The organism is Halomonas alkaliantarctica, assembly GCF_029854215.1.
Lineage (GTDB): Bacteria > Pseudomonadota > Gammaproteobacteria > Pseudomonadales > Halomonadaceae > Vreelandella > Vreelandella alkaliantarctica_A.
Genome location: NZ_CP122961.1, coordinates 300,306 through 314,361, shown reverse-complemented (window position 1 = coordinate 314,361; position 14,056 = coordinate 300,306). Strand labels below are relative to the sequence as shown.

The following is a 14,056-nucleotide window of genomic DNA, read 5'->3' as shown; positions in this document are numbered from 1 at the left end:
AAGGGGCATTTTTCGATCAAACGTATTCGACGCTACCTACCTCATACTCCACGTCGCCGCCGGGGGTTTTGACCACCACAACGTCTCCCTCTTCCTTGCCGATCAGGGCACGGGCAATCGGGGAGGTGACCGAAATGCGGCCAGACTTAATATCCGCTTCATCTTCGCCAACGATACGGTAAGTGACTTCCGCATCAGTATCCAGATTCATTAGCGACACGGTTACGCCGAAAATCACTTTGCCGGTTTTCGGCAGTTTGGTGACATCAATCACTTGAGCGACAGAGAGCTTACTTTCGATCTCCTGAATTCGCCCTTCGATAAACCCCTGCTGCTCGCGAGCGGCGTGATACTCGGCGTTCTCCTTGAGATCACCGTGCTCACGCGCCTCGGCGATGGCCGCGATCACCTGCGGACGCGCTTCGCTTTTAAGGTGATCGAGCTCTTCACGAAGGCTTCTTTCTCCCGCAACTGTCATCGGGACCTTGTTCATTGACTTGCTCCTGCATGCAGATCCTGAAGGCGCCGCACCGTAATCTCCCTACCGTACTCAAGCGCCATGCAAACAGCATTAGCGCCCGCCAAGGTGGTCGCATAGGGCACCTTGCGCGCGAGAGCAGTACGGCGAATGACCGAAGAGTCGTTAATAGCCTGACGACCTTCAGTAGTGTTCACAATGTAGGCAATTTCGTCGTTCTTAAGCAGATCGACGATATGGGGACGACCTTCGTAAACTTTATTGACGTGCTCCACGGCAAGCCCGGCAGCTTCCAAAGCAGCCGCTGTTCCCCGTGTAGCACATAGCGTAAAGCCTAATGCTAACAGAGAACGACCCACTTCGATAATCCCTGCCTTGTCCGGCTCGCGTACAGACAGGAACGCTTTACGCTCGCCGGTAAGCCCAGGAATGGCCTCACCTGCCCCCAACTGCGCCTTGAAGAAGGCTTCTGCAAAGGTGTCGCCAGAGCCCATCACTTCGCCGGTGGACTTCATTTCCGGCGAGAGAATCGGGTCGACCCCCTGGAATTTATTGAACGGGAAAACCGCCTCTTTAACACTATAGAAGTGCGGTACGATTTCCTTCTCAAAGCCCTGCTCCGCAAGTGTTTTACCGGCCATGCAGCGGGCCGCAATCTGCGCCAGCGAGGTACCGATGCACTTGGATACAAAGGGCACCGTACGCGAAGCGCGGGGATTAACCTCGATCACGTAGATCTCGCCATCCTGCCAGGCCAGCTGCACGTTCATTAAGCCTTTAACACCCAGCTCAACGGCCATCTGTTTCACCTGGTGGCGCATCTCATCCTGTACATCCGCAGGTAGCGAGTAAGGCGGCAGCGCACAGGCGGAGTCACCGGAGTGAACGCCCGCTTGCTCTACGTGCTGCATGATGCCGCCAATCACTACCTGTTGACCATCCGACACCGCATCGATATCGATCTCGATCGCGGCACTCAAAAAGTGATCCAGCAGCACCGGTGAGTCGTTGGAGACCTTCACCGCGTGGGTCATGTAGTTTTCAAGCTCGGAGGCGTCGTAAACGATCTCCATGGCCCGGCCACCCAATACGTAGCTTGGGCGCACTACCAGCGGGTAACCAATCGCTTCGGCTTTATCGAAAGCCTCGGCAAAGCTGCGCGCCGTGGCATTGGGCGGCTGCTTCAGGCCCAGCTTGTCGATCATCACCTGGAAGCGCTCGCGGTCTTCGGCGCGGTCGATAGCGTCCGGCGTGGTACCGATAATCGGTACACCGGCCGCCTCCAGCTCACGGGCCAGCTTCAATGGTGTCTGACCACCGAACTGAACGATCACGCCCACCGGCTTCTCTTTGTCGGCGATTTCGAGCACGTCTTCCAGCGTTACCGGCTCGAAGTAGAGGCGATCAGAGGTGTCGTAATCGGTAGAGACGGTTTCCGGGTTGCAGTTGACCATGATGGTTTCATAGCCGTCATCACGCATGGCGAAGGCGGCGTGAACGCAGCAGTAGTCAAACTCGATACCCTGGCCGATACGATTAGGACCACCGCCCAGCACCATAATTTTCTGACGGTCAGACACATCCGCCTCGCACTCCTCTTCATAGGTGGAGTACATATAGGCGGTGTCCGAAGCAAACTCCGCAGCACAGGTATCGACGCGCTTATAAACCGGGCGAATACCGGCAGCCTGACGGGTTTGACGGAACTCTTTTTCGCTGACGCTGAGCAGCTTAGCCAGGCGTGCATCGCCAAAACCTTTGCGCTTGAGCTGATAGAGCTCACGAGCAGAGAAGTCAGCCAACGAACGCTTGGCAACGGCGCTTTCAGTCAGCACCAGATCTTCCAACTGCACCAGGAACCAGGGGTCGATATTGGTCAGTGCAAAGACCTCATCGACGCTCATGCCCGAGCGCATGGCATCTGCCACGTAGAAAATACGCTCGGCACCGGCGGCCTGGAGCTCACCCTGGATAATCGCCATGTTGTCCGGCGTAAAATCGGTAATGATCGGATCAAGACCATCGTTGCCGGTTTCCAGGCCTCGCAGCGCTTTCTGCAGCGACTCTTGGAACGTGCGGCCAATCGCCATCACCTCACCCACCGACTTCATCTGCGTCGTCAGACGATCGTTAGCCTGGGGGAATTTCTCAAAGGTGAAGCGTGGAATCTTGGTGACCACGTAATCGATAGACGGCTCGAACGATGCTGGTGTACGCCCACCGGTAATATCGTTCTGCAGCTCGTCCAGGGTATAGCCAATCGCCAATTTCGCGGCGATTTTAGCAATCGGGAAACCGGTCGCTTTAGAGGCCAGCGCCGAGGAACGCGACACCCGCGGGTTCATCTCAATGACCACCAAACGACCGGTTTTGGGGTCCATACCGAACTGGACGTTAGAGCCACCGGTCTCTACACCAATCTCGCGCAGTACCGCGAGGCTGGCGTCACGCATGATCTGATACTCTTTATCCGTCAGCGTTTGTGCCGGGGCCACGGTGATGGAGTCACCGGTGTGCACGCCCATGGGGTCGAAGTTTTCAATCGCGCAGACGATGATGCAGTTGTCGTTTTTGTCGCGCACAACCTCCATCTCGTACTCTTTCCAACCCAGCAGCGACTCATCAATGAGCAGCTCGTGGTTGTTGGAGAGTTCAAAACCGCGGGTACAGATCTCTTCGAACTCTTCCTTGTTGTACGCTACGCCGCCGCCGGAGCCGCCCATAGTGTAGGAAGGGCGAATAATGGTCGGGAAACCCAGCTCTGCCTGAATCTCCCACGCCTCATCCATGGTGTGGGCGACTTTCGCTTTAGGGCACTCCAAGCCAATGCGTTTCATGGCCTGATCAAACAGATCGCGGTCTTCGGCCATGTTAATCGCATCGGCGTTAGCACCGATCATCTCGACGCCAAATTTCTCGAGCACGCCATGTTTTTCAAGCTCGAGGGCGCAGTTGAGCGCCGTCTGGCCACCCATGGTCGGTAGAATCGCGTCGGGGCGCTCCGCCTCGATGATCTTCTCTACCGTCTGCCAGGTAATCGGCTCGATGTAAGTAGCATCGGCCATGGCCGGATCGGTCATGATGGTGGCGGGGTTGGAGTTGACCAAAACAACCCGGTAACCCTCTTCGCGCAGCGCTTTACACGCCTGGGCGCCAGAGTAATCGAATTCGCAGGCCTGGCCGATCACAATCGGGCCAGCGCCAATGATCAAAATAGTGTTGATGTCGGTACGCTTAGGCATAACGGTTCCCGCAAAAAATGGTGACGATGAGCAACAAAAAGACGGTGATGGGACAGGCGCGTTAGCGACGCGCCTGCATCATGCCCACGAAGCGATCAAACAGCGGCGCCACATCACGCGGGCCGGGGCTCGCTTCTGGATGACCCTGAAAGCTGAACGCGGGGCGGTCGGTGAGCTCAATCCCTTGCAAGGTGCCATCGAACAGCGACCGGTGCGTTGCACGTACGTTGGCAGGCAGTGTTGCTTCATCCGCCGCAAAACCGTGGTTCTGGCTGGTGATCATCACTGTGCCGGTATCCAAATCCTGCACCGGATGGTTGGCACCATGGTGGCCGTGGCTCATTTTGACCGTCTTCGCCCCGGCGGCAAGCGCCAGCAGCTGGTGGCCCAGGCAAATACCAAACACCGGAATATCGGTTTCCAGCACATCTTGAATCGCTTTAATGGCGTAGTCGCAGGGTTCTGGATCGCCAGGGCCATTGGCTAAAAACACGCCATCAGGCTTCATCGCCAGAACGTCAGCGGCGGGTGTTTGCGCGGGCACCACCGTCAGTCGACAGCCGCGGGCGGCCAGCATGCGCAGGATGTTGAATTTCACGCCGTAGTCAAACGCCACCACATGGTAAGGGCGCTCACTTTTAGCAGCATCAGCGTAGCCTTCACCCAGTGTCCACTCACCTTCCGACCACTCGTAGGCCTCTTTACACGAGACTTCTTTGGCCAAATCCATACCCTTCAGACCAGGGAAAGCCTTGGCGGCTTCCAGCGCCCGCGCCACCGCGTCGTAACCTTCAGCGTCAGCACCCGCTAAAATCGCCCCGTTCTGCGCGCCTTTATCGCGCAAAATGCGCGTTAGGCGGCGGGTATCAATATCGGCAATGCCCAGCACATTCTGGCTTTTTAGGTAATCCGACAGCGACTGCTCTGAGCGGAAGCTGCTGGCCATTAACGGTAGATCACGAATGACCAGCCCTGCCGCAGCAATAGAGGCGGACTCAATGTCTTCTGCGTTAATGCCGGTGTTGCCGATATGGGGATAGGTGAGGGTAACGATTTGGCGGGTGTAAGAGGGGTCGGTGAGGATTTCTTGATAACCGGTCATGGCCGTATTGAACACCACCTCACCGCTTGTTAATCCGTCCGCGCCAATGGCGATGCCGTGGAACACGCTGCCATCTTCCAAGGCCAATATTGCGGGTTTGCTCAATGCGGGGTTATTCAAAACAAGATCCTCCCATGCTGGTGGGAGCCTGAGGGCGCAGGCTCAGCAATTTCTTCATTCATCCACGACGCTAGTTATCAAAACTATCGTCGTTAAAGCGTCTGTCATTAAAGCGCTTGCCATTAAAGCGTTTGCCATTAAAACAAGGGCCGTAAAAAAGCGGGACGAAGCCGATAAAAAGAATCGGTTTCATCCCGCTTGTTGTTCGATGCCTTTCGGAGCCGCATAACTATTAACTTACTAGTAGCAAACTCGGGGCAGGCTTTGGGCTGGCCAACGCAACAAGCGCGCCGTTTAAAGTCTGTAAGTCAGAGCTTCTAAGCCACCCGGCCAAAATTTTTGAAATGTTACAGGAATTTTTGACCTAAAACTACCCCTGAGTGACAGGGCTGTCCTAGCATTAGTAACGCCTCAATCCAAACCTAACACATCCTGCATGTCATAACGGCCGCTCTCTTTACCAGCGACCCAGCGCGCCGCGCGAACCGCACCTTTGGCAAAGGTCATCCGGCTAGAGGCCTTATGAGTGATTTCAATGCGCTCGCCTTCAGTAGCAAACATTACCGTGTGCTCTCCTACGATATCGCCCGCTCGAACGGTGGCAAAGCCGATCTCTTTGTCGGTACGTGGGCCGCACTGGCCGACTCGCTCGAACACACCGTGCTCTTTCAGGTTACGCCCCAAGCTGTCGGCGATTACTTCGCCCATTTTGATCGCGGTACCGGAAGGGGCATCAACTTTATGGCGGTGATGGGACTCAATCACTTCAATGTCGTAGCCTTCATCGCCCAATGCTTTAGCAGCGGTTTCGAGCAGCTTCAGGGTCAAATTGACGCCGACGCTCATATTGGGCGCGAACACCATGGCCACCTTGTCGCGGTAGCTATCCAACTGGGCCAGCTCATCATCGCTCATGCCGGTGGTGCCAATCACGATACGTTTGCCGTGCTTGGCACAGAATGCCAGATTACCAAGAGTGACCTGAGGGGCTGTGAAGTCGATCAACACATCGAAATCAGCGACAATCGACGCGAGCGAATCGACCGCAACGACGCCGCGCTTACCTACACCCGCAAGCTCGCCAATGTCAGCGCCCGCCAAGGAACTGCCGGGCTCCACGATCCCACCAGCTAGCGTCGCCTCTGTATCCTGCTCTACAGCATTTACCAACGTACGGCCCATGCGGCCAGCCACGCCTACAATGGCAATTCGGGTCATGCGAACTCCTGCGCTCTGCGTTTCGGTGCGTAAGACTTATGTTTTCAAAATCAGCGCGATTATAGCAGACCAGCCGTAGTCTAGTTCTCCCAAACAATCGCCAGCTCTTCATCACCGGCCATACGCACCAAGTGTCGCTCGACTACCCCTTCCAGTTCATCCAGATGCTCCTCTTCGAGGGTTTCGAGAGCCACCACTAATTTATCGGGCTCCGCGAGCATCAAGCAGGTGCCTGTGGCAAACGTAATGGTGGCTTGCTGGTCGCTTTGCTCGACCTCCAGCTTATGCGCCCAGTGTTTGCAGAGCCGATTGATTAAACGCTCGGCGGAAGGCGTGACAATTTCAACACGAGACAAAGGCATAGCGGCCCCTCCAGAAAAGTAAGTACTTGCTAACCAACAATGCATCAATATCGCTTTGCCGCTTAGAACCAGATGCGTGAATTCACCGCCGGGGAATAAATGCTAAAAGTAGAGCGTAGCATGTTGACCATTAAGCGCGGCACCCCAATAATGCCGCCTAAACGCTAATCAGTTACAATAGCAACTGCATCTCTGTGCTATCAAACCATTAAAACCCATCAGCGATGCCAGCCCTGTTAACCAATATCGACCAACGAGTTAAAAAATGCTCAATTCTCCGCGCTTAAAACTTCTGCTTGGTACGCTTATCACGTTTGCTTGCAGTGCAACTGCTATGGCTGACGCTATCACCGTCACCGATGTGGCTGGCCGCCAAATCACCCTGGACGCCCCTGCCGAACGGGTGATTTTAGGCGAAGGTCGGCAAATTTATTTGCTTGGGTTGCTCGAACCTGAAGATCCTTTTGCCCACGTGGTCGGTTGGCGCGAAGACTTTTCTCAGGCGGATCCCGATAACTATGCCCGTTACGCCGAACGTTTCCCCGAAATCGAAGCGATCCCCACCTTTGGCGGTTTCAAAGACGGCACTTTTGACGTAGAGCAGGCTGCGTCGCTTAACCCTGACGTAGTACTGATGAACATTGAGGCCAAAGCCGCTACAGAGGACGCCGCCTACGACGACAAGCTGGCACAACTCGGCATTCCCATTGTCTATGTGGATTTTCGCGAAGACCCGCTTGAACACACCATTCCCTCCATGCGCATTATCGGCCAGATCATGGACGATGAAGAAGCGGCGGAAGAGTTCATCGAGTTTGCCGAGACGCAGTTGGCACGGGTAACCGATGTCATCGCAGAGGCCAACCCGGAGCGCCCCAGCGTGTTTATTGACCGGGCCGGCGGCTACTCCGACGAGTGCTGCATGAGCTTTGGCCCTGCCAACTTTGGCGAGTATGTCACCCTAGCGGGCGGTAGCAATATTGCCGAGGGCATCATTCCTAACAGTTTCGGCAACCTGAACCCTGAACAGATTATTGCTGCCAACCCTGACCATGTGGTCGTCACCGGCGGCAACTGGGACGCCTACGTGCCGGGCGGTAACTGGGTCGGCGTAGGCCCTGGCTCTGATATGCAGCTCGCCCGCACTAAGCTGGAAGCGCTGACCAAGCGCACCGCGATGACCGGCATCGAAGCGGTGGAATCAGGCAACTTCCACGCTATTTGGCACCAATTTTACAACAGCCCTTACTACTTCGTGGCCGTTCAGCAGTTAGCCAAGTGGCTACACCCCGAGCTGTTTGAAGACCTGGATCCCAACGCCACAATGGAGGAGCTGCACGAACGCTTCTTGCCCATCGACTATGAACCCGGCTATTGGTTAACGCTCCATGAGGACTGAAATAGGAACAAGCGAACACGTCTCCCAGGGGCGTGCTTTCTACCATAGCCAGGTTTTCCGCCGCCAGATGATACTGGCGGCACTGGTTTTAGCGCTATTTTTTAGCCTCTGCGTCGACCTGGCGCTGGGGCCCGCCCGCTATAGCCTGGGTGAAGTGATCGCGGCGCTGTTTACCCCAGATAACGTTAGCCAGCAGGCGCGAGTCATTCTCTGGGAAATCCGCATGCCGGTGGCGCTGATGGCGCTGGTGGTGGGTGCCAGCCTGTCGGTGGCCGGGGCACAGATGCAAACCATTCTGAGCAACCCGCTAGCCAGCCCGTTCACCTTGGGTATATCCGCTGGGGCCAGTTTTGGCGCCGCACTGGGTCTCGCCTTCGGCGTGGCGCTGGTGCCTGCCGCCATTGAGTTCGTGGTGCCCATCAACGCCTTCGTGATGGCCATGTTTACCGCCTTCTTAATTCATGCCTTAAGCCTTAAGCGCGGCGTCACGGTAGAAACCATTGTGCTGCTCGGCATCGCCATGGTGTTTATCTTCAACTCGCTGATGGCGCTGATTCAGTTCTTTGCCAGCCAGGAGGCGGTCTCCGCAGTGGTGTTTTGGACGATGGGCAGCTTAACCAAAGCCACCTGGCCGAAGTTCTGGATCGCCCTTAGCATTCTTGCCTTGTCGATGCCGCTGCTTGCCCGGCATGGCTGGGCGCTGACCGCCATGCGCCTGGGCGATGCCAAAGCCGAGAGCATGGGCGTCAATCCCCGCGCGCTGCGCTTGGAAGTGCTGGTGCTGGTGTCACTTCTCGCCGCCATCGCGGTGGCGTTCGTAGGCACTATTGGTTTTATCGGCTTGGTGGGCCCGCATATTGCGCGCATTTTACTGGGCGAGGATCAGCGCTTCTTCCTCCCCGGCTCGGCCCTGTGCGGCGCACTGATCCTCTCCGTTGGCTCGGTTATCTCCAAGATCATTATCCCCGGCACCATTATTCCCATTGGCATTATCACCTCGCTGGTGGGCATTCCCTTCTTCCTATTTCTAGTGCTTAACCACAAGAAGGCCTCATGGTAACCCTACAACTGAACCGTGTATCCGCCCGTTACGGCCGTCGCCCTATTCTGGAAGAGATCACCACGCCCTGCTTTCAAGGCGGGCAAGTCGTCGCCCTGCTGGGGCCCAATGCGGCGGGTAAATCGACGCTTTTTCGCCGCGTGTTAGGGTTATTGAAAGGCGAAGGTGAAGTGATTATCAGCGGCACCAGCGCCGAGCGCCCCGTGGGCTATATGCCCCAGGACACCGGCGCCAAGGCCGTGCTGACGGTCTATGAATCAGTGCTTTTAGCGCGTATGCAGGGGCGTGGATTAAAAGTGCAGCCTGAGGATTTAGTGCAGGTTGATCGCGCGCTGGAGGAACTCAGCATTACGGCCCTAGGCGAACGCGATATTGGCGACCTTAGCGGCGGGCAGCGCCAACTGGTTAGCGCTGCCCAGGCCCTGGTGCAAGAGCCCGAGATTCTGATGCTGGACGAACCCACCTCGGCGCTCGACCTTAACCGCCAGATCAGCCTATTGACGGTGCTGCGGCGGTTAGCTGATGAGCGCCAGATGCTGATTCTGGTGGCACTCCACGACCTGGGGCATGCGCTACGTTTCGCCGATGCCGCCATGATGCTCGAAAATGGCCGCCTGATTGCCTGCGGCCCCACCGCCGAGGTGATCACGCCTGCGCTGCTCCATCAGGTTTATCAGGTATCTGCGCGGATCGAGTCCTGCTCAAAAGGCCAACCACAGCTTATCGTCGAAGCAGCCATTTAAACCGCCGCCCTTCCATCGCCGCTAGCGCTACCCCGCTTAGCATCAGCGGTAGCGCTAGCAGAAAGCCGCTGGAGACGGGTATTCCAAACAACACCCAATCGGCGAGCACGGGCCACACCAGGGCAATATATTCGAAAGGTGCCAAACGCGATGCCTCGGCGTAGCGCAGGGCTAATGTCATCGCGATATGTGCAGCACCGCCAAACAGGCCTGATAATACTAAAAGCGCAAATTCGACCCTGGTAAGCGCCGCCCAACCCAGCGGAAGCGTCGCCAACCCGGCCAGCGCAGCCACCAAAATAAAGTAGAAGGCGATTGAAGCAGCCGTCTCCGTTCGCGAAATTCGCCTGACAGTCAGTAGCGCCCCAGCGGTTAACAGCGCACTCAACGCCCCTAGCGCGTACCCGGTCGATTGACCATTACTGGAACTGGCATTGAGTCCAGGCAAAATCAGCACGGCCACCCCGGCAAGCGCCAGCACCACGCCACCCGCGCGATTAAGCGAGAAGCGCTCCCCCAATAGCAACACCCCACCAATCGCCATAAAGACCGGCGTAAGCTGAGCGAGCAGGGTTGCTTCCGCCACCGGCAAAAGCGCCACGGCGGCAAAAGAGGCGAACATCGCCGCCGCCCCCAGGCCAGAGCGCAACGCATGCCCCAGCGGGCGGCGCGTCGCCAATCCGCGTGGGAACTCCCGACGCAGAAGTAGGAAAACGACGATAGGCAGCAGCGCAAACAGCGAGCGAAAAAACACCGACTGCCCCACAGGCACTTCGTCACTGACTGCCTTAATGCACACCAGCATCCCGGTAAAAAGCAGGCCAGAGAGTACCCGCAGCACAATACCCAAGGTGGGCCTTTCTTCAAGATGATCCATGACGCGCAGCATTCCCTCAACAGCAAAAACCCCCGGCGAACCGAGGGTTTTTGAACCAAACAACTAACTGCTAACCATTATCTCAGACTTACGGCTTCATATCTTCAAAGAAGCTCTTCACGCTGTCGAAGAAACCGGTTTTCTTCGGCGAGTGGTTGTGGCTGTTGCTGTCGTCGAAGCTCTTTTGGAGCTGGCGCAGTAGGTCGCGCTGCTCGTCATTAAGCTTGACTGGCGTTTCCACGACCACCTTGCACAGCAAGTCGCCGGGCATACCACCACGCACGGGCTTCACACCTTTACCGCGCAGGCGGAACAGCTTGCCTGTTTGGGTTTCCGGCGGAATTTTCAGCTTAACGCGACCGTCTAGCGTCGGCACTTCAAGCTCACCACCTAGCGCTGCATCAACAAAGTTGATCGGCACATCGCACTGCAGGTGCTTGCCGTCACGCTGGAAGATGTGGTGCGGCTTGATAGCCACCTGCACATACAGATCCCCAGGCGGGCCACCGTTCACGCCGCTTTCGCCTTCGCCATTCAAGCGAATACGGTCGCCGGTATCCACACCGGGCGGAATCTTAACGGACAGCGTGCGTGTCTCGCGTACACGGCCTTCGCCATTGCATTTATGGCACGGCACTTTAATGTGCTGGCCAGAGCCATGACAAGTCGGGCACGTTTGCTGCACGGCGAAAAAGCCTTGCTGCATACGCACTTGCCCGTGGCCATGACAGGTCGGGCACGTCTCTTTAGAAGAGCCGGGCTCAGCGCCGCCGCCATCACAACGGTCACACTCGATATGCCGCGGCACGCGAATATCCACCGTGGTGCCTGAAACGGCATTTTCCAGATCCAGCTCTAGGTTATAGCGCAGGTCGGAACCGCGTGCCGGGGCATTGGGGCCACGGCGGCGACCGCCACCTCCACCAAAAATATCACCAAACACATCGCCGAAAATGTCGCTGAAATCACCAGCGCCAGCCCCGCCGAAACCGCCGCCGCCACCTTGGCCATCGACGCCTGCATGGCCGAACTGATCATAGGCAGCGCGCTTTTCGCCGTCGCTAAGCACTTCATACGCTTCGGACACTTCGCGGAATTTTTCCGCGGAGGTGGTATCGTCCGGGTTTCGATCAGGGTGGAATTTTTGCGCCAGACGGCGATAGGCCTTCTTGATCTCTTTCTGATCGGCCCCTTTTTCGACACCCAGGACTTCGTAATAATCGCGTTTGGACATAGGCCCTACGCCTCCTGGTTAGCTACGCACTCAACTGCACATTTAGCCATGTATTCAACTGTATATTTAACTACGTGATACTTAACTACGTGCGTCTTGGCCGCGGAAACAGCAACGCGGGAGTAAGCTCCCGCGTCACCGCTTTCCTTGGCAGAAAGAGGATGTTACTGCTTTTTCTGATCGTCGTTGACTTCTTCGTACTCGGCGTCAACCACGTCTTCTTCCGGCTTGGTGCCCGTGTTCTCGGCACCTTCACCGCCCTCTTGCTGCGCCGCTTCGGCCTGCTCGGCGTACATCTTCTGGGCTAGCTGGCCAGAGGCTTCGGTCAGTGCATCCAGTTTCTTCTGAATGTTGTCGACGTCGTCACCTTTAACCGCTTCTTCCAGCTCGCTGATGGCCGTTTCAATCGCCTGCCTCTCGTCGTCAGTCGCTTTGTCGCCAGCTTCTTCCAACGTTTTGCGCGTAGCGTGAATCATGCCGTCAGCTTGGTTACGCAGCTGTACCAGCTCTTCGAACTTTTTGTCCTCTTCGGCGTGAGCTTCGGCATCACGTACCATTTGCTCGACTTCTTCCTCGGACAGACCGCTAGACGCCTTGATGACAATCGACTGCTCTTTGCCAGTAGCCTTGTCTTTTGCCGATACGTTCAGGATACCGTTGGCATCCAAATCGAAGGCGACTTCGATCTGCGGTACGCCGCGCGGTGCCGGCGGAATGTCGGCGAGATCAAAACGACCCAGCGACTTATTCTGCGACACTTGCTTGCGCTCACCCTGTACGGCGTGAATGGTCACCGCCGTCTGGTTGTCATCCGCGGTAGAGAAGGTTTGTGTCTTCTTGGTCGGGATGGTGGTGTTCTTTTCGATCAGCGGCGTCATTACGCCACCCAGGGTTTCGATACCCAGGGTCAGCGGGGTCACGTCGAGCAGCAGAACGTCTTTAACGTCGCCACCGAGGACACCACCCTGAATCGCTGCACCCACGGCAACCGCTTCATCCGGGTTGACGTCTTTGCGTGCTTCTTTACCGAAGAAGTCAGCGGCTTTCTTCTGCACCATCGGCATGCGTGTCTGGCCACCGACCAGGATCACTTCGTCGATTTCAGCCGCAGACAGACCCGCGTCTTTCAGCGCCATTTTACACGGCTCGAGCGAGCGCTGAACCAGCTCTTCTACCAGCGACTCCAGCTTGGCGCGTGTCACCTTAACATTAAGGTGTTTCGGGCCCGTGTTGTCGGCAGTGATGTACGGCAGGTTCACGTCGGTCTGCTGGGCACTGGAAAGCTCAATTTTGGCTTTCTCGGCAGCTTCTTTCAGACGCTGCATGGCGAGGTTGTCGCCGGACAGGTCAATGCCGCTGTCAGACTTGAACTGATCAACCAGATAGTTGATCAACGCCAAGTCGAAATCTTCGCCGCCCAGGAAGGTGTCACCGTTGGTGGCCAACACTTCAAACTGGGTTTCGCCGTCGACGTCAGCAATTTCGATAATAGAGATATCGAAGGTACCGCCACCCAGGTCGTAGACCGCGATGGTTTTGTCGCCGCGCGACTTGTCCATACCGTAGGCCAGTGCGGCAGCGGTCGGCTCGTTGATGATGCGCTTAACGTCCAGACCTGCGATGCGGCCGGCGTCTTTTGTCGCCTGACGCTGGCTGTCGTTAAAATAGGCTGGCACGGTAATCACTGCTTCAGTGACCGTTTCGCCCAGGTAGTCTTCGGCGGTCTTCTTCATTTTCTTCAGCACTTCCGCGCTTACCTGCGGCGGTGCCATTTTTTTGCCCTTCACTTCAACCCAAGCGTCGCCGTTATCAGCTTCGCTGATTTTGTACGGCACCATCTTGATGTCTTTCTGGACAACGTCGTCTTTAAAGCGACGGCCAATTAGACGCTTGATAGCGTACAGGGTGTTTTCTGGGTTAGTAACGGCCTGACGTTTAGCCGCCTGACCTACCAGCGTTTCACCATCATCGGTATAAGCGATGATAGAAGGCGTCGTACGGCCACCTTCGGCGTTTTCGATAACTTTAGCGCTGTCACCATCGAGCACGGCCACACAAGAGTTAGTGGTGCCCAGGTCGATACCAATTATACGTCCCATAGCAATACCTCGAATTCGGTTGTTACAAAACTGAAAATTTAGTTTTAAAAGCATGTCTGCGGGTTTCCCCGCGGGGTTGCCCTTTATTTGGGGGCCGACGCTGACATTTCAAGGGCTTTTTT

At 56.4% G+C, this 14,056-nt stretch carries 11 protein-coding genes; 3 read left to right on the top strand and 8 right to left on the bottom strand.

Annotation, left to right across the window (positions count from 1 at the left end; genetic code table 11):
- Window positions 1-16 precede the first annotated feature (16 nt).
- The 5 genes from greA to QEN58_RS01495 all read right to left on the bottom strand — a co-directional run bounded on the left by greA (window position 17) and on the right by QEN58_RS01495 (window position 6,522).
- Window positions 17-493, bottom strand: a complete 477-nt coding sequence (gene greA, locus QEN58_RS01515; protein ID WP_280105451.1) for a transcription elongation factor GreA — start codon at window positions 491-493, stop codon at window positions 17-19.
- Window positions 490-3,720, bottom strand: coding sequence for a carbamoyl-phosphate synthase large subunit (gene carB, locus QEN58_RS01510; protein WP_280105450.1), 3,231 nt, complete (start codon window positions 3,718-3,720; stop codon window positions 490-492). The genes greA and carB overlap by 4 nt, the downstream gene beginning before the upstream one ends.
- Window positions 3,721-3,781: 61 nt before the next feature.
- Complete coding sequence (carA, locus tag QEN58_RS01505) at window positions 3,782-4,927, bottom strand: glutamine-hydrolyzing carbamoyl-phosphate synthase small subunit (protein ID WP_280106882.1); 1,146 nt, start codon at window positions 4,925-4,927, stop codon at window positions 3,782-3,784.
- Between the two features lie 426 nt (window positions 4,928-5,353).
- Entirely contained in the window at window positions 5,354-6,160 is an 807-nt protein-coding gene (dapB, locus tag QEN58_RS01500) for a 4-hydroxy-tetrahydrodipicolinate reductase (RefSeq protein WP_280105449.1), read from the bottom strand.
- 80 nt (window positions 6,161-6,240) lie between these two features.
- Window positions 6,241-6,522 (bottom strand): DUF2218 domain-containing protein, encoded by a 282-nt coding sequence (locus QEN58_RS01495; RefSeq protein ID WP_280105448.1) that lies wholly within the window; start codon window positions 6,520-6,522, stop codon window positions 6,241-6,243.
- A 265-nt stretch (window positions 6,523-6,787) separates the two neighbouring features.
- Here QEN58_RS01495 and QEN58_RS01490 point away from each other — a divergent pair, with 265 nt between their 5' ends.
- The 3 genes from QEN58_RS01490 to QEN58_RS01480 are packed head-to-tail and all read left to right on the top strand — an operon-like array spanning window position 6,788 to window position 9,724.
- On the top strand, window positions 6,788-7,921 hold the full coding sequence (locus QEN58_RS01490) for an ABC transporter substrate-binding protein (RefSeq protein WP_280105447.1): 1,134 nt from the start codon (window positions 6,788-6,790) through the stop codon (window positions 7,919-7,921).
- Window positions 7,911-8,981: a FecCD family ABC transporter permease gene (locus QEN58_RS01485; RefSeq protein WP_280105446.1), complete on the top strand. Its 1,071-nt coding sequence runs from the start codon at window positions 7,911-7,913 to the stop codon at window positions 8,979-8,981. The genes QEN58_RS01490 and QEN58_RS01485 overlap by 11 nt, the downstream gene beginning before the upstream one ends.
- The gene (locus QEN58_RS01480) at window positions 8,975-9,724 is read left to right on the top strand and encodes an ABC transporter ATP-binding protein (RefSeq protein ID WP_280105445.1); all 750 of its coding nucleotides are present in this window, start codon (window positions 8,975-8,977) and stop codon (window positions 9,722-9,724) included. Before QEN58_RS01485 ends, QEN58_RS01480 begins: the two co-directional genes overlap by 7 nt.
- Here the strand turns inward: QEN58_RS01480 and QEN58_RS01475 are convergent.
- The 3 genes from QEN58_RS01475 to dnaK all read right to left on the bottom strand — a co-directional run bounded on the left by QEN58_RS01475 (window position 9,702) and on the right by dnaK (window position 13,934).
- Entirely contained in the window at window positions 9,702-10,601 is a 900-nt protein-coding gene (locus QEN58_RS01475) for a DMT family transporter (protein WP_280105444.1), read from the bottom strand. The genes QEN58_RS01480 and QEN58_RS01475 overlap by 23 nt on opposite strands.
- Window positions 10,602-10,689: 88 nt before the next feature.
- Window positions 10,690-11,835, bottom strand: a complete 1,146-nt coding sequence (dnaJ, locus tag QEN58_RS01470; RefSeq protein WP_133731605.1) for a molecular chaperone DnaJ — start codon at window positions 11,833-11,835, stop codon at window positions 10,690-10,692.
- Between the two features lie 164 nt (window positions 11,836-11,999).
- Window positions 12,000-13,934, bottom strand: coding sequence for a molecular chaperone DnaK (dnaK, locus tag QEN58_RS01465; protein ID WP_280105443.1), 1,935 nt, complete (start codon window positions 13,932-13,934; stop codon window positions 12,000-12,002).
- Window positions 13,935-14,056 lie beyond the last annotated feature (122 nt).